The organism is Coprococcus comes ATCC 27758, from assembly GCF_025149785.1.
GTDB classification, from domain to species: domain Bacteria; phylum Bacillota; class Clostridia; order Lachnospirales; family Lachnospiraceae; genus Allocoprococcus; species Allocoprococcus comes.
This window is the reverse complement of record NZ_CP102277.1, coordinates 2326746-2348514: the sequence shown is the minus strand read 5'-3', so window position 1 is coordinate 2348514 and position 21769 is coordinate 2326746. Positions and strand designations below refer to the sequence as shown.

The 21769-nt window shown below is 42.3% G+C and carries 21 protein-coding genes and 1 pseudogene; 18 read left to right on the top strand and 4 right to left on the bottom strand.

All coding sequences use genetic code 11. From position 1 onward, the window contains the following. The first annotated feature begins 6 nt into the window (after positions 1-6). The 8 genes from NQ556_RS11635 to NQ556_RS11600 all read left to right on the top strand — a co-directional run bounded on the left by NQ556_RS11635 (position 7) and on the right by NQ556_RS11600 (position 7411). Positions 7-957 carry a radical SAM protein gene (locus tag NQ556_RS11635; RefSeq protein ID WP_022220869.1) on the top strand — a complete coding sequence of 317 codons (951 nt, stop codon included), beginning with the start codon at positions 7-9 and terminating at the stop codon, positions 955-957. Between the two features lie 943 nt (positions 958-1900). After that, positions 1901-3208 (top strand): putative ABC transporter permease, encoded by a 1308-nt coding sequence (locus tag NQ556_RS11630; protein WP_008374301.1) that lies wholly within the window; start codon positions 1901-1903, stop codon positions 3206-3208. Between the two features lie 142 nt (positions 3209-3350). Next, positions 3351-4352, top strand: a complete 1002-nt coding sequence (locus NQ556_RS11625; protein WP_022220870.1) for a permease — start codon at positions 3351-3353, stop codon at positions 4350-4352. Between the two features lie 92 nt (positions 4353-4444). Further along, entirely contained in the window at positions 4445-4777 is a 333-nt protein-coding gene (locus NQ556_RS11620; RefSeq protein WP_022220871.1) for an ArsR/SmtB family transcription factor, read from the top strand. Between the two features lie 62 nt (positions 4778-4839). Next, positions 4840-5772 (top strand): CobW family GTP-binding protein, encoded by a 933-nt coding sequence (locus tag NQ556_RS11615; RefSeq protein ID WP_008374307.1) that lies wholly within the window; start codon positions 4840-4842, stop codon positions 5770-5772. 15 nt (positions 5773-5787) lie between these two features. After that, complete coding sequence (locus tag NQ556_RS11610; protein WP_008374309.1) at positions 5788-6021, top strand: thioredoxin family protein; 234 nt, start codon at positions 5788-5790, stop codon at positions 6019-6021. Positions 6022-6031: 10 nt separating this feature from the next. Further along, complete coding sequence (locus NQ556_RS11605; RefSeq protein WP_008374311.1) at positions 6032-7213, top strand: MalY/PatB family protein; 1182 nt, start codon at positions 6032-6034, stop codon at positions 7211-7213. A gap of 21 nt (positions 7214-7234) precedes the next feature. After that, positions 7235-7411, top strand: coding sequence for a hypothetical protein (locus NQ556_RS11600; protein WP_022220872.1), 177 nt, complete (start codon positions 7235-7237; stop codon positions 7409-7411). 75 nt (positions 7412-7486) lie between these two features. On the opposite strand, the gene NQ556_RS11595 is transcribed toward NQ556_RS11600, so the two are convergent. Continuing rightward, complete coding sequence (locus NQ556_RS11595; protein ID WP_008374316.1) at positions 7487-7978, bottom strand: GNAT family N-acetyltransferase; 492 nt, start codon at positions 7976-7978, stop codon at positions 7487-7489. Positions 7979-8110: 132 nt separating this feature from the next. On the opposite strand from NQ556_RS11595, the gene NQ556_RS11590 reads away from it, so the two are divergent. Together NQ556_RS11590 and NQ556_RS11585 are read left to right on the top strand one after the other, a co-directional pair. Next, the gene (locus tag NQ556_RS11590; protein WP_022220873.1) at positions 8111-8986 is read left to right on the top strand and encodes a LysR family transcriptional regulator; all 876 of its coding nucleotides are present in this window, start codon (positions 8111-8113) and stop codon (positions 8984-8986) included. Positions 8987-8999: 13 nt separating this feature from the next. After that, positions 9000-9494, top strand: coding sequence for a nitroreductase family protein (locus NQ556_RS11585; RefSeq protein ID WP_008374319.1), 495 nt, complete (start codon positions 9000-9002; stop codon positions 9492-9494). Positions 9495-9723: 229 nt separating this feature from the next. Here the strand turns inward: NQ556_RS11585 and NQ556_RS11580 are convergent, their stop codons facing one another. Continuing rightward, the gene (locus tag NQ556_RS11580) at positions 9724-10863 is read right to left on the bottom strand and encodes an ROK family protein (RefSeq protein ID WP_008374322.1); all 1140 of its coding nucleotides are present in this window, start codon (positions 10861-10863) and stop codon (positions 9724-9726) included. Between the two features lie 246 nt (positions 10864-11109). Here NQ556_RS11580 and NQ556_RS11575 point away from each other — a divergent pair, with 246 nt between their 5' ends. From NQ556_RS11575 to NQ556_RS11545, 7 genes and pseudogenes are all read left to right on the top strand, one after another. Beyond that, on the top strand, positions 11110-12726 hold the full coding sequence (locus tag NQ556_RS11575) for a mannitol dehydrogenase family protein (protein WP_022220875.1): 1617 nt from the start codon (positions 11110-11112) through the stop codon (positions 12724-12726). Positions 12727-12747: 21 nt separating this feature from the next. Continuing rightward, positions 12748-14111: pseudogene (locus NQ556_RS11570) on the top strand (GntP family permease). Positions 14112-14120: 9 nt separating this feature from the next. Then, the gene (locus tag NQ556_RS11565; RefSeq protein WP_008374330.1) at positions 14121-15212 is read left to right on the top strand and encodes a PfkB family carbohydrate kinase; all 1092 of its coding nucleotides are present in this window, start codon (positions 14121-14123) and stop codon (positions 15210-15212) included. A gap of 1 nt (position 15213) precedes the next feature. Next, on the top strand, positions 15214-15606 hold the full coding sequence (locus NQ556_RS11560) for a VOC family protein (protein WP_022220878.1): 393 nt from the start codon (positions 15214-15216) through the stop codon (positions 15604-15606). A 16-nt stretch (positions 15607-15622) separates the two neighbouring features. After that, a complete protein-coding gene (locus tag NQ556_RS11555) occupies positions 15623-15784 on the top strand; it encodes a hypothetical protein (protein WP_008374334.1) in 162 nt (53 codons plus the stop codon). Between the two features lie 570 nt (positions 15785-16354). Then, complete coding sequence (locus tag NQ556_RS11550) at positions 16355-16780, top strand: Hsp20/alpha crystallin family protein (protein WP_008374340.1); 426 nt, start codon at positions 16355-16357, stop codon at positions 16778-16780. Between the two features lie 105 nt (positions 16781-16885). After that, positions 16886-17347: an Hsp20/alpha crystallin family protein gene (locus NQ556_RS11545; RefSeq protein WP_008374342.1), complete on the top strand. Its 462-nt coding sequence runs from the start codon at positions 16886-16888 to the stop codon at positions 17345-17347. Positions 17348-17775: 428 nt separating this feature from the next. On the opposite strand, the gene NQ556_RS11540 is transcribed toward NQ556_RS11545, so the two are convergent. Further along, positions 17776-18804 (bottom strand): YeiH family protein, encoded by a 1029-nt coding sequence (locus tag NQ556_RS11540; RefSeq protein ID WP_044999196.1) that lies wholly within the window; start codon positions 18802-18804, stop codon positions 17776-17778. 226 nt (positions 18805-19030) lie between these two features. Between NQ556_RS11540 and NQ556_RS11535 the strand changes: the two genes are divergently transcribed. Further along, complete coding sequence (locus NQ556_RS11535; protein ID WP_008374347.1) at positions 19031-20755, top strand: ABC transporter ATP-binding protein; 1725 nt, start codon at positions 19031-19033, stop codon at positions 20753-20755. Positions 20756-20897: 142 nt separating this feature from the next. On the opposite strand, the gene sdaAA is transcribed toward NQ556_RS11535, so the two are convergent. After that, entirely contained in the window at positions 20898-21767 is an 870-nt protein-coding gene (gene sdaAA, locus NQ556_RS11530) for an L-serine ammonia-lyase, iron-sulfur-dependent, subunit alpha (protein WP_008374349.1), read from the bottom strand. Positions 21768-21769: the final 2 nt, after the last annotated feature.

Below are 21769 nucleotides of genomic sequence, written 5' to 3'. Positions count from 1 at the left end.
TGACATATGGATTACGAAGGACAGATTTGCCGGGCCCCGATGGAAAGAAGCTCTTTCATGCTTCCGGTTATGGTTGGATGCTCATATAATCAGTGTAAATTCTGTAATTTATTCCGGCATCTGAAGTATCGGGAACTTCCGATGGAACAGATTGAAGCGGAACTAAAGAGAGTGCGGGAACTGCATGGGAAGCCGAAGAAGATCTTTCTGGGGGATGGTAATGCATTTGGTCTGAAGACAGAAAAATTGTATGAGATTCTGGATCTGATCGCATATTACTTCCCGGAATGTGAAGGGATTAATATGGATGCGACTGTTACGAGTGTTTTACATAAAAGCCAGGAAGAGTTGGAAATGCTTGCTAGAAAAAAGGTAAAGCATCTGTATCTTGGAATCGAGAGCGGACTGGATGATGTGCTGAAATTTATGAAAAAAGATCATGATCTGGCACAGGCATATCAGGCAATCGACAGGCTTCATGAAGCAGGACTGATTTATGATGCACATATTATGACCGGAGTCGCAGGAAAAGGAAGAGGAATGGAAAATGCAGAAGCACTGGCGCAGTTCCTGAACAGGACCAATCCGGCGCATGTAGTGAATTTTTCCATGTTTCTGCATAAAGAAGTTCCGTTGTATCAAGATATACGGCAAGGTACTTTTGTTCCGGCAGATGAGCTGGAAACAATTCGGGAAGAATATCATCTGATCGAGAGGATCGCACCGGAAAAAGCAGGAGCAAATATTTTATATGATGGTTTTCATGACTTTATCCATGTGAGAGTCAGAGGACATCTTCCGGGTGATAAAGAAAAAATGCTTGCCAAATTAAATGGTATCATTCAGGAATATGAAGGAAAAGAACCGGTTTATTCCTTTGTACAGGGGGAATGCCCGGATCTGGAATACTGTGATGATGGTAAGGCAGTATGGGATATGGACCGGAAGACTTCATAGAATCCGCTGTACTATGAATCAGCAGAAATTGAGCGCGTCAGCAGGCGCGCTCTTGAACTTTGGAACAGAAAATATGTCATAAAAAATCCACTGTATCTGATCTTTCAGCTACAGTGGATTTTAATTTGATCCATCCATTGGATTATCCTCCTTATTCACTTCTTATCTATCTGAAACTATTATCTCAAATAGTTTTTTCTATGTAAATTTCAATAATTATTATGCCATTGGTCTGCACCTCTTGATTTCATTGATTTGATATTGTATAAATTATCTTGCCATTGGTCTGTACCTCTTGCTTTCATCAGATTTATTCTGGTTTTAAATTATGTTCCTTTTGGTCCATACCTCTTACTTTCATTAGATTTGTTCTGGTTTTAAATTAAGTTTCCGGTGGTCTGTACCTCTTACTTTCATTAGATTTTGTTCTGGTTTTAAATTATGTTCCTTTTGGTCCGTACCTCTTACTTTCATTAGATTTGTCCGAGTTTTAAATTAAGTGTCCTTTGGTCCATACCTCTTACTTTCTTAGACTTTGGAGTTAAGATTAAGTTTCTGGTGGTCCGTCCTCCTTTTGTTTTGTTGATATTATAATATCTCATAAAATGCAAAATGTCAATAAAAATTCTGAAAAAAATAAAATAATTTTAAATATATGAAATAAATAAGGAATACATATAAAAATGGGAAAATATATACGATAAACAAATAAATATACAGAAAAAAACAGAAGGCGCAGTCCGAATTTCGACTACAGGAAATGAAATGACGATGTGGATATGCGGAATCCGCAGATCATCGAGACGGTATGGGGAGTCGGATCCCGGTTTAACCGGTTGTAAAAACGATTGGTGTTATATAATATCTTTATGGATAAAATCCCAATTGTAAGTTCATGGTTGGCATGATAAGATGATACCATGAATTTACAAAGGAGAGGACTATGAATCACTATACTGGATATGAATTACTGTGGCTCTTTTTTATTTATTCTTTTGGTGGCTGGGTATTGGAAACGATATCGGCAACTTTGAAGCAGAGAAAGTTTGCTAACCGAGGTCTGGTAAATGGACCGTTCTGTGTGCTCTATGGTCTGACCGCAATTGCGATGACAGTGGGATTACAGGAACTTCGGGGAATCTGGCTATTTATCTTTGCAACGGTCTATGCAACAGTTGCAGAATGGGTCAGTGGACATCTGATCGAAAAAGCATTCAAGGCAAGATGGTGGGATTATTCAAATATCAAATGGAACCTGGATGGATATATTTGTCTTCCGGCTTCACTATTTTGGGGTGTGCTCGGTTATCTGGCAGTGAGATGGTGCAATGGGGTCACGTTGATTTTATTACATATTCTGCCGAAGCTTCTGATGCATATTGTGCTGCTGACACTGATCGGTGTACTTTTTGTGGATATCTTTGGTTCCTTTATGCTTCTTACCGGAAAGAGTAAGAAGCCGGAGCGCTGGATTGCAACGGATGCCGGGATGGATAAGATCAGCACAAAAATTGCGGGAAAGATTGCCGGAAGTCTGGAAAAGCGTCTGAAAAAAGCATATCCAAAGGCAAGAAAAATCGAAGAGGAAATCCGGGAAGAGAACGAAGAAAAGGTATTTGCAAAAGGGTGCGGCTTTTATAAGATCGTGATGCTGTTTATGATCGGTGCTTTTCTGGGAGATATCACAGAAACGATTTTCTGTCGTGTGACGGCTGGAGTATGGATGAGCAGAAGCAGTGTGGTCTGGGGACCGTTCAGCATTGTCTGGGGGCTTGCAATTGCGCTTGTCACAGCACTTTTGTACAAATATAAGGATAAAGGGGATCGTTTTCTTTTCCTTACAGGAACATTGCTTGGTGGTGCTTATGAGTATTTCTGCAGTGTGTTTACGGAACTTGTATTTGGAAAAGTGTTCTGGGATTACAGTAAGATCCCGTTTAACCTGGGAGGTCGAATCAATCTGCTTTACTGCTTTTTCTGGGGAATTGCTGCGGTTGTGTGGTTTAAAATATTATTTCCACCTGTGGAAAAATGGATAGAAAAAATACCGGCAGTTGCAGGAAAGCTTTTGACCTGGTTTTTATTAGTATTTATGGTTTGCAATATTCTGGTATCCTGTGTGGCACTGGTAAGATACGATGAAAGAGGAAATGGTGTACAGGCGACGAATGTTGTCCAGAAGTGGGTGGATGTGCATTATGATGATGCGAAGATGAAGAAAATCTATCCAAATGCGAAGGGGATAAATTAGAAAAAAAGCGGGAACATATTGACAAAATTCTATATGAAGAGTAAGATGTAGTTAGAAAACCGGTGTGAGAAATAGATTGCACCGGTTAAAAAATGAAAAATATATAGAAATATTTCTATATTTCTATGGGAAGGGAGAGAGAATGAAAATCATAAAAAACGGATGGGATTTCTTTCAGGACCAGATTCTTGGAATGCACTGGCTGAAAGATCTGATCGGAAAACTTCTTGTTAAAGCCGGATTGGGAGAGGGAAGGTTTCCAGGAGAATTTCTTCACTTTTTCCTGTATGATATCATAAAAATTTTTGTGCTGCTTGCGGTGCTGATCTTTGTGATATCCTATATTCAAAGCTATTTTCCGCCAGAGAAAAGCAGAAAGATTATGGGAAGATTTCATGGAATCTGGGCGAATCTGATCGGAGCACTTCTAGGAACAGTGACTCCGTTCTGCTCCTGCTCATCGATTCCGATCTTTATGGGATTCACCAGTGCAGGATTGCCGCTGGGAGTTACTTTCTCGTTTCTGATTTCATCTCCGATGGTGGATTTGGGATCTCTGGTTCTTCTGATGAGTGTCTTTGGAGGGAAGATCGCATTTGCTTATGTGATTGTTGGACTTGTCATAGCTGTTATAGGGGGAACGATCATTGAGCGGCTGCATATGGAAGACCAGGTGGCAGATTTTATCCGGCAGGCGCCGAATGTGGAGGTAGCTTCGCCGTCGCTTACAATAGCAGACCGTATGGATTATGCAAAAAATCAGGTTGTGGTTACCGTCAAAAAGGTTGCTCCGTATATCGTTGTCGGAGTCATCATCGGGGCAGCTATCCACAATCTGATCCCAGAGTATATCGTCCGAAGCATTCTTGGAAAACAGACCTGGTACGCCGTGCCACTGGCGACAGCAGTAGGCGTTCCCATGTATGCGGATATTTTCGGAACCATCCCGGTTGCAGAAAGCCTGCTGGCAAAAGGTGCAGGACTTGGAACGATTCTTTCGTTTATGATGGCAGTGACAACCCTTTCACTTCCATCCATGGTAATGCTGTCCAAAGCAATCAAGAAAAAACTGCTTGGAACATTCATTGGAATCGTGTGTATCGGAATCATCATTGTGGGGTATGTGTTTAATGTGATAATATAGGGTAGCAAACTCATATGCCGTTCGTGCTTGCACGAAAAGGCATATGAATTTGCTACCCGCCGGCCATGAGGAAGGAGCGATTTACGAAGGAAATGCAGATAGACTATGAAAAATATGCCCGTATATTCAAAGTGATGTCGGATCCGAAACGCCTGAAGATCATCGACATGTTATCCGAAGGAGAATTATGTGCCTGTAAGATCCTGGAGGAATTTCACATCACACAGCCAACCTTATCACACGATATGAAGCTGATGTGCGATCTGGGAATCGTAAAGGCGCGCAAAGAAGGAAAATGGATGCAGTATTCTCTGGACATAGACGTAATGAATGAGGTTTACAAGACGGTTGGGCGGCTGATGATCCCGGGAGATTATGCAGGGCTTTTAAATTGCAATTGTAATACAGAAAAAGAAGAAAAATAAGTTGCAGCGGCAGCAGAGCAAATCAGGGTGCAGTTGCAGTATAGAAAAAGGAGAAATGAATCATGAGTAAGATTAAATTGTATTTTTTGACGGGATTTCTGGGATCCGGCAAGACGACGATCCTCCGGAATCTTCTGGAAAATATGGAAGGAACAAAGGTTGGAGTGATCCAGAATGAACTGGGAAAGATCAGTATTGATGGAACCGTGCTTCAGAATAATGATATTCAGATGGTAGAACTGAACCGGGGATCGATTTTCTGCAGCTGTCTGAGATTATCCTTTGTGGATGCGCTGGTTCAGATGTCCAGAAAAGGTCTGGAATACGTGTTTGTAGAGAGCTCAGGGTTTGGAGATCCGTCCAATGCGGAAGAAATTCTTGCGGCGACGGAAGTGATGGCTCCGGATGCATATGATTTCAAAGGCTGTATCTGTCTGGTGGACTGCTATAATTTTCTGGATCAGATCGGGGATTCAGAGACAATTGATCGTCAGCTTAAACACTGCAATCTTGCGGTTCTGACAAAGGTTGATCTGGTGGACAGCGAGCAGATTGAACAGGTGAAAGACAAAGTGCGTGAAATTAATCCGGTATGCCCAATTACAGAGAGTGCCAATGGAAATATTGACCGTTCGTTTTATGATATGGATCTGATGCTGTATAAATGGGCAGAATGTGAGGATACTACGAATTCATCGAAAAATAAACCAAAAACATTTTCCATGGATTTTACAGGAGAGATCCAGAAGGAAAAGCTGGAAGCTTTCCTTGCAAAGATTGAACCGGATGTTTTCCGTGTAAAGGGATTCTTTAAAGTGGAAAAAGAAGGATGGGAAAAAGTTGATGTAGTCGGAAAGAAACGGGATTATGCGCCTTACGAACCACAGCCGAAGTCTCAGCTTGTATTTATTTCCAAAATCGGAATTGCACTGATCCGGGAGATCGCGGCGGCGTGGGAAGAGTGTGTGGGACTTCCTATGAAACTGAACAATTAAATCTGGAGGCGGGATATGAATATAAAAGTAATTGGAAGCGGCTGTGAGAACTGTGATAAGACAAATGCGGTTGTGAAGGAGTGTCTTGAAGAGCTCGGGATGGATACGGAAATCGAGAGAGTGACAGACCTGGTTGAGATCGTAAAGCTGGGAGTGATGACGGCTCCTTCGGTGATGATTGACGGGAAACTAGTTGTTGCAGGTCAGGTGCCATCAAAAAAACAGATGATGAAGATATTGAAAAAATGAGGTAAAAACAATGGCAAACAAATTTCATGATTTTGATGAACCGATCAATCGTATTGGAACAGATTCTTTCAAATGGGATTATGAAGGAGAAAATGGAAAGTATATTCCGCTTGGAGTAGCAGATACAGACTTCAAAGCACCGGAAGAAGCAATTGCAGCAGTTCGTAAACGTACAGAATTTGGTGTGTATGCATATGGTGCACTGCCACAGGAAAGATTTGCAGCATCAATCTGTAACTGGTATAAAAAGAGATATGGTCTTACTGTTGACCCGGAAACAATCCGTCATTCACAGGGACTAATGACAGGTGCTTTATGGATGATCCTGAATGCATATACCCGTCCGGGCGATAAAGTGCTGATCCAGGCTCCGGTTTACCATACATTCAGCATCGTAATCAAAGGTGCAGGACGTTTTGTTGAAAGCAATGATCTGGTACTCGAAGATGGCCGTTATGAGATGAATTTTGAAGATCTTGAGAAGAAAGTAGCAGATCCAAGAGTAAGAATCATGCTGATCTGTAACCCACACAATCCGGTAGGACGTGTATGGACAAAAGAAGAACTTATCAAAGTTGCAGAAATCTGTAAGAAAAACAATACAATTCTTGTTGGTGATGAGATTCACGGAGATATTGTATACGGAGAACACAAACATACTCCATTATTCTCACTTTCAGATGACCTTACAGACAATATCGTTGTAATGGGATCACCAAGTAAGACATTCAATCTTGCATGCTTCTATTCTGCATATGTTGTAATCAAGAATAAAGCGCTTCGCGACCAGTACAATGTGGTATATGATGATTTCCACTTTGACTATAACTATCTTGGAATCGAAGCACTTATGGCATGCTACAACGAGTGCGATTACTATGTAGACCAGCAGAATGAATATTTCTGGAAGAATATCGGTGTAGTAAGAGATTTCCTTGCGGAGAATATGCCGGAAGTTAAGATGATTGAACCAGAAGGAACTTACCTGCTGTGGATTGATTTCAGTGCATGGAATATGGAACAGGATGATCTGATGAATGCATTTGCAGAAGCAGGTGTTCGTTTGAACAGTGGAACAAACTATGGTGAATGCGGAAAAGGATATGTTCGTCTGAATGTGGCAACACAGACCGCAGTATTAAAGAAAGGTCTGGAGTGCATTAAAGTAGCACGTGACAGCCATATGGCATAACAGAAAGAAGGAGCAAAAGATATGGCAACAAGACCAAGAACGGAGAATAATCCTTTTGCATATGGAATGCGCCTTTTAGCTGTTTTTTATAATGAAATGGAAAAGAATAAAGACAAAATTTCATTTATAAAAAGTTATCAGGAAATAGAAAAGATTTTTTATAAGAATGTCCTCCGGCTCTATAAAGATATTTTGTAAATAGTTGATCATAAATACAGGGCGCATCTGGGATAAGCTGGATGCGCCCTTCCTCCGTTATGGAGGGGGATGTACTTAGAGAAGATAGTAATGTGGAATGATGTCTTCATAAGTTCCATCCGGCATCCGGAAACCGCCGGGTATTGTGCCGAGTTTTTTGAATCCAATTCGTTCATAAAGATGTAATGCTGGGGTGTTGGTAGCAACAACCGCATTAAACTGCAGAATGCGGAACTGGTTTTCTTTTGCTTTCTGCAGACAATCAAGAACCAGTTTTTCACCTATATGCAATCCACGGATATTTTTACGGACAGCATAGCTGGCATTACAGATGTGCCCACATCTTCCAACATTATTAGGATGAAGGATATAAAGGCCAAGAATTTCGTGAGTGTCCGCATTTTCTGCAATACCGGTATAAGTCTGTTCCTGAAAAAATAAGTTGGCAACGTTAGCTGTCATTTCGGTATCCTGTGGAAATGCATTTCCGTCTGTTACAACCTCATTCCATATCTGTGCTGCAGAGGCAGCATCTTTACTCTGATAAGCTCTGATTTGAATATTCATATTATAAAACCTCCTTTCTATTTCCTGTTGAAATTATTTTAAAATACACCTACAATAAAGTAAAACTATGAATTATTCAAAATAAGAATAGTATTACTTAAAATAAATATTTAAATTAAGAGGTGAACAGATGTGGAAAGTGCCAGATGTAAAGCTTTTATGTATGCTGCAGATACTGGGAGCTTTACAAAAGCAGCAGAGAGATTAAATTATACACCGTCAGGAGTCAGTCAGCTTGTTGGAGCTTTGGAGAACGAAACAGGTCTTACCTTACTCAGACGAACGAGGAAAGGGGTTACCCTAACACCGGATGGGGAAATTCTTTTGCCTGCAGTCAGAGAATTTCTTGAAAAAGAAAATCGAATCTATGAGCTCGCAGCAGAAGTAAAGGGACTTCTTGTAGGCAGTGTGACGATTGCAGCATATTCCAGTATTTCTACGCACTGGCTTCCGGAGGTGATCCGGGACTTTGAACAGGATTATCCGCAGATTGAGATCCGGCTTATGGAGGGAATCCGGCAGGAAGTGACAAGATGGCTGGATGAAAAAAAGGCGGATATCGGATTTTTAAGTTATCAGGAGCCAATGCCGTATGAGTGGACACCACTGGACTATGATGAAATGCTGGCAGTTTTGCCAAAAGATCATCCGTATGCATCAAAAGAAAGTTATCCGTTAATCAATTGTGAGACCGATTCGTTTATTATGCCGGCACTTGGACGGGATGATGATGTGGTTTCGCTGTTTGAGCGAAATGGAATCAAACTGAATATTCATTTTACAACTCTGGAAAATTTTGCGACAATGGCAATGATTGAAAAGGGACTTGGAATGAGTGTGATGAACAATCTGATCACGGAAAAGTGGAATTGTGATGTAGTGAAGATTCCGGTAGATCCACCATCAAGGATCACACTTGGACTTGCAGTTCCGTCGTATAAACAGGCATCACCAGCGGTAAAAAGATTTATCAAATATGCGGTTGAGAGACTGAAAAAGATAGAATAGAGGAGAACAGAAAATGGCAGATTTATTTCATCGCGTAAGTATCAGAAAATATCAGGACAGACCAGTGGAGAGGGAAAAGATTGTGGAAATCCTTCGCGCGGCAATGGCAGCACCGTCTGCAAAGAACCAGCAGCCGTGGGAATTCTATGTAATTACCAAAAAAGATACACTGGAGAAATTATCAAAGGCAAGTCCGTATGCAGGGATGACGGCGAATGCACCGGTGGCAATCATATCTGCATATCGGAAAGATTGTGATGTCCCATGTTATGCGGACATCGATATGAGTATTGCAATGGAGAACTTATGGCTTAAGACAGATGAAATCGGACTTGGCGGAGTCTGGCTTGGAATTGCTCCGATCGAAGAGCGGATGAAGGAAGTGGAAGAGATCGTTGGGATTCCGGAAGATCAGAGAGCATTCGCAATCTTTCCACTTGGATATCCGGCGGAGGAAAGAGCGCAGCAGGACCGGTTTGATGAGAGCAGGATTCATTTTGATGCGTAGAAGTTCTGTGAAAATGTTTAGGTAAAGCATAAGAAAACAGGACAGATATTTGATATCATTTTTATCAGAAAATGAGGAAAGTGATATCAAATATCTGTCCTGTTTTTGTGTATACGATGTGCAAAATGCAGATTTATGTTTGCATAAGGATTTGTATTTGGAAAAAGTACATCACCTGGCTGTTAAGCAAGATGGTACACAAGCTGAGCAGGAGCAGCCTGCTCGATTATTACGACACAGCCGGCGTCAGAAACTCTTTAATATAATAAAGTGCCGCACCAATCGCAGGAGTATACTGTCCATGATTTCCCACCAGAAGCTGGCTTTCGTCCATCTGGAAAAGGGAACTTTCATTGATCTTGCTTAAAAGATACTGCATATCTGCTTCCTGAAAATATGGTGCAAGATATCCGCTGATGATCACCGGACTGTCGATCACAAGATTCAGGTTACGGATTGCAAAGGCAAGGTGGTCAAGATAGTCTCTCCAGATTTGTGTGAGATTCAGAGCATGTGTCTGATGCAGGAGGTAAAAAAATTCTTTGACCGGCATACCGGAAGCTGCTTTCAGGGCATTTGCAGAACAGTAAGTTTCCAGACACCCGTGATTGCCGCAATAACATTTCGGACCATTTGGATCAATGCAGATGTGTTCAATCAGACCACTACGCATATGATCGCCCTGGTGAACTTCATGTCCGGTGATGATCGCACCGCCAAGGTTAGGATTCAGAAGAAAAATCAGGGCACTGTCAAATTGTGGATGATTCCAGAGTTCCAGATCTGCAGCGGCTTTTGAATCGTGTTCCAGATGACATGGATACGGAAGTCTGGAAGAAAAATCAGACAGCTGCATGTTTGCATTTCCCATGATATCGCCGTAAGTAACAACATTTCCGTCCGGGGAGATGACGCCCTGTGTGGCAATCGAAATTCCCTCAATTTTTTCAGGAGCGTAATGATTCTTCTGGATAAAGAGCTCTACATTTGCAGCAAGGGCAGTGTAGTAAGCATCGCTGTTCTCATATGGGAGTTCAATTGTCTCTGTTGCAACTGCATCTCCATATAAATTCACGGCTACAATATGAAACATATCTTTTAAAATCCCAAGTCCGATCGAAATACGGAAATCTTCAACAATTTTTATAATCTGGGCCTTTCGTCCGCCGGTTGATTCAAAATATCCATTCCGGCTGATCAGACCGTCATTTTCCAGCTCATTTAAATTCTGGCTGACAGTAGAAAGTCCCATCTGCAGATCCTGAACGATCTGGAGTTTGGATGTTTCTTTTTGCTGATAAATATATTGGTACACTTTTTCCCGATTGATTTTTTTCAGGGTAATCGTGGTCATTCCTTTTTCTTTCATGATATTCTCCTTTACTTATGCGTGAATCATACACACAAGATATGAACTTATTCTAATATAGATGTGCGGATAAAACAAGAGCTTTCCGATTCACTTTGTGAAAAATAGATAAAAATAGAATTGTAAAATTGTATTTTTTGTCAATAGACAACTCACTTTTGTGGTTATATACTACACTTACAACTTAGATATAAGCGTAAGTCAAAAACATAACTAAAAAGAAAAAGTAAAACGGGAGGTAACAAAATGAAGTTAACAATCGAAGGAATCAAAGACCGTGCGGCATGGGAGAAGGCAGGAATTGCACTTCCGGGATATGATGTGGAGAAGATATCTGAAAAAGCAAAAGAAGAACCGGGATGGGTTCATTTTGGAATCGGTAATATTTTCCGTATTTTTATCGGTGGAATTGCAGACGGACTTCTGGAAGAAGGTGTACTGGACAGAGGAATCACCTGTGTAGAGACATTTGACTATGACGTAGTAGATAAAATTTATGATCCATATGACAATCTGGGACTGAGCGTAATTCTGCATGGGGACGGAACACGTGAATATAAAGTACTCGGATCCCTTGCAGAAGCAGTAAAAGCACAGTCTTCTGATTTGGCACAGTGGAACCGCCTGAAAGAGATCTTTACAAGCAAATCTCTTCAGATGGTATCCTTTACAATTACCGAAAAAGGATATGCTCTGCAGAAAGCAGACGGAACCTGGTTTCCATTCGTGGAAGCGGACATTAAGAACGGACCGGACAAAGCGACAGGAGCCATGGCAGTACTGGTAGCAATGCTTTATGAAAGATTCAAAGCAGGAAGATATCCAATTGCACTGGTATCTATGGATAACTGTTCCAAGAATGGTGCAAAACTCCGTGAATCTGTTCTTACAATGGCAGAAGAGTGGAAGAAGCAGGGATTTGTAGATGATGATTTCATTACATATGTAAGTGATGAAAAAGTCGTTGCCTTCCCATGGACCATGATCGACAAGATCACTCCACGTCCGAGCGAACAGATTGCAGATGATCTTGAAGCTCTCGGTGTGGAAAAAATGCAGCCGGTCATCACTGGAAAGAAGACTTACATTGCTCCATTTGTAAATGCAGAAAAACCGCAATATTTGGTCATTGAAGACAGTTTTCCGAACGGACGCCCGGCACTGGAAAAAGGATTTGGAGTTTATATGGCGGACAGAAATACAGTAAATCTTTCGGAACGAATGAAAGTAACGGTATGCTTAAATCCGGTTCATTCAGCCACAGGTCCGCTTGGTGTCGTACTTGGATATGATCTGTTCGCACATATGCTTAATACCAATGAAGATATGATGAAGATGGCAAGAATGGTTGCTTATGACGAAGGACTTCCGGTAGTGGCAGATCCTGGAATCCTTTCTCCACAGGCATTTGTGGATGAACTTTTTAATGACCGTTTTCCGAATGAATATCTGGGAGATACAAATCTCCGTCTTGCAGTTGATGTGTCACAGATGGTTGGTATCCGTTTTGGCGAGACGGTAAAAGCTTATGTGGCAAAATACGGAGATGCATCAAAACTGACAGCAATTCCGCTTGGTATTGCAGGCTGGCTCAGATATATGCTGGCAGTTGATGATGAAGGAAACAAATTCGAACTGGCACCGGATCCGATGAATGAAGAAATCGGAGAACAGCTTGGTGACATCGTAGTTGGAAAGCCGGAGACATTGAAAGACCAGCTGAAACCGATCCTGTCCAATGAACGTCTGTTCTTTACCGATCTTTACAAAGATGGTGTCGGTGAAAAGATTGAAGAAATGTTTCGTGAAATGATCGCAGGACCAGGTGCTGTAAAAGCAACGATCCACAAATATGTTCACTAATCAGGAAGAATACGGGAGGAAATGAAAATATCAGAAACAGTATTTGCAGCAGATCCGACAAGACTGCTGATCGCTGCGGCAGCGGGAATCGTCTTATTATTACTGCTGATCATAAAATTTAAATTTCATCCGGTATTGTCTCTGTTGATTTCTGCTCTGTTGATCGGACTCGGAGCCGGGATGCCGGTTCCGACTCTGGTAAATACGGTAGAAAAAGGTGCAGGAGAAACCTTACAGGGAATTGTACTGCTGATTGGTCTGGGTTCCCTGTTCGGAGGTATATTGGAAGTGTCGGGTGGCGCACAGTGTGTTGCACAGACACTGGTTAACAGGTTTGGTGAAAAAAAGCAGGGATTGCCCTTGGAATTACCGGACTTGTAGTTGGAACGACTGTTTTCTTTGAGGCAGGAGTTGTAATCTTAATTCCGCTTGCTTTCGGACTGGCAAAGAAAACAAAAAAATCAACTTTGTATTATGTGATTCCGCTTCTTGCAGGTCTTGCAACCGGATTTGCCTTTATCCCACCGTCAGCTGGATCGGTTCTGGTTGCCAATATGCTTGGAGTAGATCTTGGAATTATGATCGCAGTTGGTGTGCCGATTGGAATTTTATCACTTATTTTTGCCGGAATTTTATGGTCAAAATTTATCGGGACAAAGATCCATACCGGACTTCCAACTACAGTTTCAGAAGTAAGGGAAGAGGAAGAAGCAAATCTTCCCAAATTTTCAACTGTCATTGCGATCATCCTTGTTCCGCTGGTACTCATTCTGTGCAGCACACTTTCGGAATATATTCCGGCACTTGATGGAATACGACCGGTACTGGAATTTGTGGGAACACCATTTGTAGCGCTGATCATTGCAGTTCTGTGTGCAATGTATTTTCTTGGAAAGAAGCAGGGATATGACGGGGAACAGCTGAAAAGGATCATGGACAGATCTCTCCGACCGACAGGACAGATCCTTCTGGTTATTACCGGAGGCGGAATCATTCGTTGGGTGCTTCAGGACTGCGGGATGGGAGACATCATCGGACCGGCACTGGAAAAGAGCGGTCTTCCGTTAATCTTAGTTGCATTTCTGATCGCAGCTCTGGTAAGAGCATCGGTTGGAGCGGCAGTGGTTGCGATGACGATGGCAGCCGGAATTATGGCATCCATGCCGGCGGTTGCAGGACTTTCGCCATTATACCTTGCAGCGATGGTCTGTGCGATTACCGGTGGTGCAACGGCATTCAGTCATGTGAATGATTCTGGTTTCTGGCTGGTAAGCTCCTTGCTGGAAATTGATGAAAAGACAACCTTAAAATCATGGACGATGATGGAGACGATTATCGGATTTACCGGTCTTATCTGTGCCCTGATTATCAGCATATTTGCTTAGGAGGAAAAAATGATTGCGAAAGTAATATTGGGAACCATGACAAATGCACGGAAACTGGTTAGCATTGCAGAGCGGATTTCCTGTGACGTAGAGCTTTGCAGTGGCAGATATGTGGTCAATGCGAAATCCATGCTCGGTGTTTTAAGTATGCCTGAATTTGAATACGGAGAACTGCATATCCACACGGACGAAGAAAATGAATGCAACCAGGTTCTGGAGAGACTGCTTGAAGAAGGACTTCTTGCAGATACCAATGATGCGGCAAAACGGTCGCTTTACGACATTACAACATTTGGTGAGATCCTGATCGATTTTACCTGGCAGGGAGTAAATGAAGACGGGCAGACACTATTTGCCCAGAATCCGGGTGGCGCTCCTGCAAATGTTGCAGTTGCGGTGGCAAAACTTGGTGGACATACCGCTTTTATCGGGAAGGCAGGAAAGGATATGCATGGAGAGTTTTTGAAATCTGTGCTGGAAAAAGAAAACGTGGAAACGGAAGGAATGCTTCTGGATGAAAAATATTTTACGACTCTTGCGTTTGTAAATATTGATGAGAATGGAGAGAGAACATTTTCTTTTGCAAGAAAACCGGGAGCAGATACCAGAATGGAAAAAGAAGAAATCGATGTTGATATTCTGGATAAGACACATATTTTCCATGTCGGTTCTCTGTCACTTACGGAACAGCCGGCAAGAGATACCACACATTATGCGATCCGGCGCGCAAAAGAAAAAGGAAGTATTATCTCGTATGATCCGAATTACAGAGCCTCTTTATGGAAGGATGAGGAGACTGCAAAGAAACAGATGAGAAGTCTGGTTCCTTACGTGGATATCATGAAAATTTCAGATGAAGAAACGAAGCTTCTGACAGACAAAGAAAGTCCGGAAGAAGCGACAGAAATTTTATTTCGGAAGGGTGTCAAGATCGTTGCAGTCACGCTGGGAAGCGATGGAGCATATCTGTACTGCAAAGAAGGCGGTGTACATATTCCGGGATTTGTGAGCAAAGCGGTGGCAAGCCTTTGTGTAGAGAGGAAAGGCGCGATCCCTGCAATGCCGGAACTTGCACAGGTTGAAGAAAGGATGGGACGTTAAGATGGATTTGAAAACATATACAACAGGGATTCAGCATATCGGGATTCCGACAAATGATATTGAAAAAACAATTGCTTTTTATCAGAAACTGGGATTTGAGATTGCACTTCAGACGGTGAATGAAGAAGCAGACGAAAAGGTTGCATTTCTGGAACTGGAAACGCTTGTGATCGAGACTTATGAAAATAAGGCTGCAAAGATGGAGAGCGGAGCAATTGATCATGTGGCGATCAATGTGAAAGATATCGAAGAAGTGTATCGGTATATTGAAGCCGAAAAAATGAACACAACGAAGGATACCATTCATTTCCTTCCGTTCTGGGATAACGGCGTGCGTTTCTTTACGATTGAAGGACCGAATAAGGAGAAGGTAGAGTTCAGTCAGTATTTATAAAATTGTAGATTTTTCGATGGCTTATTATGAGCGGATGGATGAAGCAGTGAGATATGGACCGGTTTGCAGAAGAGATATCCGTCTTTATAGTGAACAGGAACAACAAATTTATAAATATGTATTGGAAAATGGCTTTATTACTACTGCTGAAACAGTAGAGATTTTAAGACAGATGTAAAACATCGTAGAGCCAGAGCTGTTTTGCTGAATATGGTTAAGGACGGTTATTTGAGAAAAGAGGGTGCGGCATGAAGCACTATTTATATAAAAAATACAGAAGAGAGATAATGCAGCATGGATACAGAAAAAGTAATTACTGTAAACGGATCATCCGCAGATTTGTCGTAAAATGTGGTCAAATCAAGAAACCTCCGTGCGAAAGCAAGTGAAAAATCCCTGTGAAGCTGAGAGATACGCCATGCACAGCTCGGGAAAGAATTCCCTCGCTGCCGGGCTGTCGCCCTATAAAATAGCAAAAATGGACGCCTTTGCAAGTAAACTTGCAGGGCGTTTATTTTCACCATTTTGCATGGCTCGTAGCGTTCACAAAATTTTCACAAAAGAATTAGCACTCACCTATTGACAGTGCTAATAATAAGTGTTATATTACAGCTAGAACAAAGGAAGGGGAACAAAAAGAGATGATAAAGATTCCACCGACCGGTGTTTGAGATGACAACAACACTTCAGAGTAAATCCGAATGTGCTAAATAAATTAATAAATGTCTTTTGAAAGGAGATATGACTTATGTTAATGCCTAGTATTTTTGGAGAGAACTTATTGGATGATTTCTTTGGAGAACCATTTGGAGGATATGATTACAGTGAATCCGGACTTATGACAACGGATGTAAAAGATACCGATAAAGGCTATGAAGTAACGATGAACATGCCTGGAGTTAAAAAAGAAGATGTAAAAGCAGAACTGAAAGATGGTTATCTGACAGTCAGTGCTGAGACGAACACGAAGAAAGATGAAAAAGCTGAAGATGGCAAGTACATCCGCCGTGAACGTTACAGTGGATCCTGCAGCAGAAGCTTTTATGTAGGCGACGGTGTCAAACAGGAAGACATCAAAGCCAAATTTGAAGACGGTACATTGAAACTGTTCGTACCGAAAGAAGCAGCAAAACCTGCTGTAGAACAGAAGAAATACATTTCCATTGAGGGATAATCAGAATGCGGATTGTAAGCGTCCGGTTACAAGGCTGCCAGATGAGGCAGCCGCTTAAAAAGAAAGTTAGCTAAATTCAGATAGATTTATAAGGAGGAACGACTTATGTTAATGCCTAGTATTTTTAATGATAACTTATTTGATGATTTCTTTGATTTTCCATTTTATGATGATAAAGCAGATCGTAAGATCCAAAGAAAACTGTATGGACATCATGCAGGCAATCTGATGAAGACAGATATCAAAGAGAAAAAAGATGGATACGAACTGGAGATTGATCTTCCGGGATTCAAGAAAGATGAAGTTACAGCAGAACTGAATGACGGATATCTGACAGTCAGCGCTGCCAAAGGACTGGATCAGGATGAGCAGGAGAAAGAAACTGGTAAGTACATCCGTCGTGAACGTTACGCAGGAGCCTGCCAGAGAAGTTATTATGTAGGTGAAGATATCACGGAAGAAGATATCAAGGCTGAGTTTAAGCATGGTATCCTGAAACTCTTTGTCCCGAAGAAAGAAGTAAAACCGGCAGTAGAAGAGAAGAAATATATCAGTATCGAAGGATAATGACAACACGTTAAAAACTTTCAAATACACCATATGATGAGGGCAGCATACAGGAGCAAAATCCTGTATGCTGCCCTTTTTGCCATCTATATAAATGGAAATTTGAGAAAGTCTGGATAGTATAATGAAATTAGGATTTGATCTGTATTTCGAGATGTGGAAAAAGGGAGAAATATCCATCAGAAAAGTTGTGTAGTAGTGGTGAATCGAAAAATAAAATCTGAGAGAGTTTTCGAATGTGGGAATCGGAGAATTACAGATAATGAAAAATCAACCATGGGAAAGGGAATGTTTAGTGTTATGGCATGGACATTCCCTTTTCTGGACATAAGGATAATAAGAGGAACAGTTTGCTGGCATCGGCAAGCTGTATTATAGAAAAAGCCCTGCTTTATGCAAGGCTTTTGAAGTATGAGAAAGATTTTCATTTACCAGATTCCAAGCACATGCTGCATGGAAAGACTGGCGATCGTGATACCGATCCAACAGCAGAAACCAAGAGCGAGTGGTTTGCCGCCGGTTTTGATCAGTTTGATGATATTCGTATTCAGACCGACTGCACTCATGGCGAGGACGATGAAGAACTTGCTGAGTGTCTTCAGCGGAGTAAATACATCTGCGGATACGCCGGCTGAGGTTGCGATCGTTGTGATTACGGAAGCGAGAACAAAGTAGAGGATGAACATCGGGAAAATCTTTTTAAATTCCACTTTCTTTCCTTCGGCTTTGGAGCTGCGTGTCCGGATAAATGCGAGAACCAGTGTGATCGGGATGATCGCGAGCGTTCTGGTAAGTTTGACCGTAACTGCCTTATCCAGTGTGGCAGAACCGAGAGCGTAGAGCGAATCCCAGGTGGAAGCTGCTGCAGTTACGGAAGAGGTATCGTTGATCGCAGTTCCGGCAAAGATACCGAAGGCTTCCCCGCTTTTGGTTGAAAATCCAAGCAGTGCACCAAGTGATGGGAAGAACAGTGCGGCGAGCATGTTGAAAAAGAAGATAACAGAGATTGCCTGTGCAACTTCTTCATCATCCGCATCAATGACCGGTGCTGTTGCGGCAATTGCAGAGCCTCCGCAGATGGAAGATCCGACACCGACCAGTGTGGAAATATTTCCCGGTACGTGCATAACTTTATGTAACAGATATGCAATGATCAGGGACGTTGAAATCGTCGTTACGATAATTGGCAGTGACTGTTTTCCGGTTTCCAGAATCACGGAGAGATTCAGTCCGAAACCGAGAAGGATTACAGCGTACTGAAGAACCTTCTTTGACACAAAAGTAATACCGTTCTGAAACATGGATTTGTCTTTTAATAATAAAGTAATGATCATTCCGGCAAGGATACCGAATACCGGTCCGCCGATGATTGGAAATGTCTGTCCGAGGAACCAGCATGGAACGGCGATGACCAGACAAAGTAAGATGCCTTTCCAGCTTTTTGTTATAAAATTCATAGAAATACCCCTTTCAAGTGAAATAAATAAGTTACTCTCATAACAATCTGTCCTATCATAGCATAAAAACAGCAGAATAAAAAGATGAAGGAAGGAAAATTCCCAAAGTAATTTGAGAATAAGGTGGAAATAACGAAAGATTCCCGATATAATAATATATGATTTTGGGGACAAGGAGGTAAAGTGTGATAAAACGGGGAATCCGGACATTGCACAAAAGAAAGTGATGCATACACTGAAAAAATTTGTAAAATATTATGCGCCGTACAGGACAGTATTCTTTCTGGATCTGATCTGTGCGGCGATCATCAGTCTGGTGGATCTTGCATTTCCACAGATTTTAAGATCACTGACAAAGACTTTATTTACAGAGGATCCGTCACAGATCCTTGGAGCACTTCTGCCGATCGGACTGGCTTTGCTTGTGATGTATATCATACAGACATTTTGTAAATATTATGTCAGTTATCAGGGCCATATGATGGGGGCACATATGGAACGGGATATGCGCCAGAAGTTATTTGATCATTATGAGAGACTTTCTTTTTCTTATTATGACCAGAATAATTCCGGACAGATGATGAGCAAGCTGGTGTCGGATCTGTTTGATATTTCCGAGTTTGCGCACCATGGACCGGAGAATTTATTTATATCCGTAATTAAAATCGTTGGTTCGTTTACATTTTTGTTTCTTATTAACTGGAGACTGGCGATTCCGCTGCTTGTGATGGTTGTATTTATGCTGATCTTTTCTTATAAGCAGAACCGTCAGATGCAGGAGACTTTTATGGACAACCGGAGAAAGATCGGGGATGTCAATTCCAGTCTGCAGGATACACTTGCGGGAATCCGTGTGGTGCAGTCTTTTGCAAATGAAAAGATTGAACGGGAGAAATTCGAGAAAAGCAATGAAGGATTTCTGGTATCCAAGGATGCAAACTATCATTGTATGGGAAGCTTTATGAGTGGCAATCTTTTCTTCCAGGGAATGATGTATCTGATCACATTAGTGTTCGGCGGATGGCTGATTGCACATGGGAAAATGGAAGCTGCCGATCTTGCCATGTATGCGCTTTACATCGGAATTTTTATCAGCCCGATCCAGATTCTTGTGGAACTTACCGAGATGATGCAGAAAGGTCTTTCCGGTTTCCGGCGCTTTCTGGATGTTGTGGAGACGGAGCCGGAGATTGTAAATGCACCGGATGCGGAGCCACTTGAAAATGTAAAGGGTGAAGTGGAATATAAAAATGTTTCTTTCCATTACAGCGATGATGATACGCCGGTACTGGATCGGGTATCTTTTAAGATCCCGGCTGGCAGATCCATTGCCCTTGTGGGACCGTCGGGAAGTGGAAAGACGACGATCTGTTCCCTGCTTCCAAGATTTTATGATGTGACCGGAGGTGTGATCACGATCGACGGGCAGGATGTAAGAAAGCTGACACTGGAAAGTCTGAGAAGCCAGATCGGACTGGTACAGCAGGATGTCTATCTGTTCTGTGGATCGATCAGGGAAAATATTGCTTATGGAAAACCGGGGGCATCGATGGAAGAAATTATCGATGCGGCGAAGAAGGCAAATATCCATGAATTTATCATGTCCCTGCCGGATGGATATGACAGCTTTGTAGGAGAACGAGGAACCCGTCTGTCGGGTGGACAGAAGCAGAGAATTTCGATTGCAAGAGTATTTCTTAAGAACCCGCCGATATTGATTTTGGACGAGGCGACCAGTGCGCTTGACAATGAGAGTGAGCGCTGGATCCAGCAGAGCCTGGAAGAGCTTGCGAAGAACCGGACCACGATCACGATCGCACACCGGCTTTCTACGATCCGCAATGCGGATGAGATTCTTGTGGTTGCAAATAATGGAATCGCTGAACGGGGAAATCATGATGAATTGCTTGAGCAGGGTGGAATTTATGCACATTATTATGAGATGTCATAATAGTAAGTGAGAAAATCAAAATAAGTAAACAAAAAAGCTTCTTTTCAGAAAAACAGGAGGGCCGTTTCTGAAAAAGAAGCTTTTTATATCGTAAAATTGTAAGCAGTGTGTGCTGGTCTATATTTGCAAAACATTACACAGCTTAATCACACATATGGCAGGCTGCGCATGCAGACGGTGTCGTTGCGCATCCGCCGAGAGCTGTCTCCCGAAGCTCTGCCGGAAGACGCTTTCCTACAGTGTACACCGCTTCCAGCATTTCATCGAATGGAATCAGCTGTCGTACTCCGGAAAGGGCGATTTCTGCAGCGATCGTTGCATTTGCCACACCGGCAGCATTACGGTTCTGGCAAGGATATTCGACCAGCCCGCCGACCGGATCGCAGACCAGACCGAGCATATTCATAAGAACAGTGGATGCTGCGGCAAGGGATTGTTCCGGGGATCCGCCCATCAGTTCAACGGTTGCAGATGCCGCCATTGCAGATGCGATTCCGACTTCTGCCTGACATCCACCGACTGCTCCGGCGACAGTTGCATTGCGCATAGCAAGATAACCGATCGCGCTGGCATTATAAAGTCCCTGCTTGATCTGTTCATCGGAAAGATCATAGGTTTCCTGGAGGGCAAGCAGAAGTCCCGGAACGATACCGGCAGATCCGGCAGTCGGGGAAGCTACGATCACACCCATGGAAGCATTGGTTTCCAGAGTTGCCATCGCGTAAATGACAGCTCTTTCCAGAAGATCTCCGCAAAGACCTTTTCCGGTATCTTTGTGATCTGAGATCTTTTTTGCTTCGCCACCGATCAGTCCACCCATGGATTTGACCGGGGTATGGATCGGAGTAGAAGCGGCTGATTTCATGATCTCAAGAACACGATCCATTTTGCGGTCTGTCTCTTCCGGATCCTGTTCTCCCTCTGTGAGCTCTCTCTGAAGCATCACAGCAGAAATTGAAAGGCCTTGTTCCTGACAGACTTTTAATAATTCTTTTGCATTTCTAAAATCCATAA

Bases quoted from the DNA above. Each gene is read 5' to 3' on its own strand.
- NQ556_RS11555 (WP_008374334.1), top strand. From the start codon at position 15,623: ATGGCTTATTATGAGCGGATGGATGAAGCAGTGAGATATGGACCGGTT.
- NQ556_RS11540 (WP_044999196.1), bottom strand. From the start codon at position 18,804: ATGAATTTTATAACAAAAAGCTGGAAAGGCATCTTACTTTGTCTGGTC.
- NQ556_RS11575 (WP_022220875.1), top strand. From the start codon at position 11,110: ATGAAGTTAACAATCGAAGGAATCAAAGACCGTGCGGCATGGGAGAAG.
- NQ556_RS11560 (WP_022220878.1), top strand. From the start codon at position 15,214: ATGGATTTGAAAACATATACAACAGGGATTCAGCATATCGGGATTCCG.
- NQ556_RS11595 (WP_008374316.1), bottom strand. From the start codon at position 7,978: ATGAATATTCAAATCAGAGCTTATCAGAGTAAAGATGCTGCCTCTGCA.
- NQ556_RS11580 (WP_008374322.1), bottom strand. From the start codon at position 10,863: ATGAAAGAAAAAGGAATGACCACGATTACCCTGAAAAAAATCAATCGG.
- NQ556_RS11605 (WP_008374311.1), top strand. From the start codon at position 6,032: ATGGCAAACAAATTTCATGATTTTGATGAACCGATCAATCGTATTGGA.
- NQ556_RS11630 (WP_008374301.1), top strand. From the start codon at position 1,901: ATGAATCACTATACTGGATATGAATTACTGTGGCTCTTTTTTATTTAT.
- NQ556_RS11620 (WP_022220871.1), top strand. From the start codon at position 4,445: ATGCAGATAGACTATGAAAAATATGCCCGTATATTCAAAGTGATGTCG.
- NQ556_RS11585 (WP_008374319.1), top strand. From the start codon at position 9,000: ATGGCAGATTTATTTCATCGCGTAAGTATCAGAAAATATCAGGACAGA.
- NQ556_RS11535 (WP_008374347.1), top strand. From the start codon at position 19,031: ATGCATACACTGAAAAAATTTGTAAAATATTATGCGCCGTACAGGACA.
- NQ556_RS11600 (WP_022220872.1), top strand. From the start codon at position 7,235: ATGGCAACAAGACCAAGAACGGAGAATAATCCTTTTGCATATGGAATG.
- NQ556_RS11635 (WP_022220869.1), top strand. From the start codon at position 7: ATGGATTACGAAGGACAGATTTGCCGGGCCCCGATGGAAAGAAGCTCT.
- NQ556_RS11545 (WP_008374342.1), top strand. From the start codon at position 16,886: ATGTTAATGCCTAGTATTTTTAATGATAACTTATTTGATGATTTCTTT.
- sdaAA (WP_008374349.1), bottom strand. From the start codon at position 21,767: ATGGATTTTAGAAATGCAAAAGAATTATTAAAAGTCTGTCAGGAACAA.
- NQ556_RS11625 (WP_022220870.1), top strand. From the start codon at position 3,351: ATGAAAATCATAAAAAACGGATGGGATTTCTTTCAGGACCAGATTCTT.
- NQ556_RS11565 (WP_008374330.1), top strand. From the start codon at position 14,121: ATGATTGCGAAAGTAATATTGGGAACCATGACAAATGCACGGAAACTG.
- NQ556_RS11550 (WP_008374340.1), top strand. From the start codon at position 16,355: ATGTTAATGCCTAGTATTTTTGGAGAGAACTTATTGGATGATTTCTTT.
- NQ556_RS11610 (WP_008374309.1), top strand. From the start codon at position 5,788: ATGAATATAAAAGTAATTGGAAGCGGCTGTGAGAACTGTGATAAGACA.
- NQ556_RS11615 (WP_008374307.1), top strand. From the start codon at position 4,840: ATGAGTAAGATTAAATTGTATTTTTTGACGGGATTTCTGGGATCCGGC.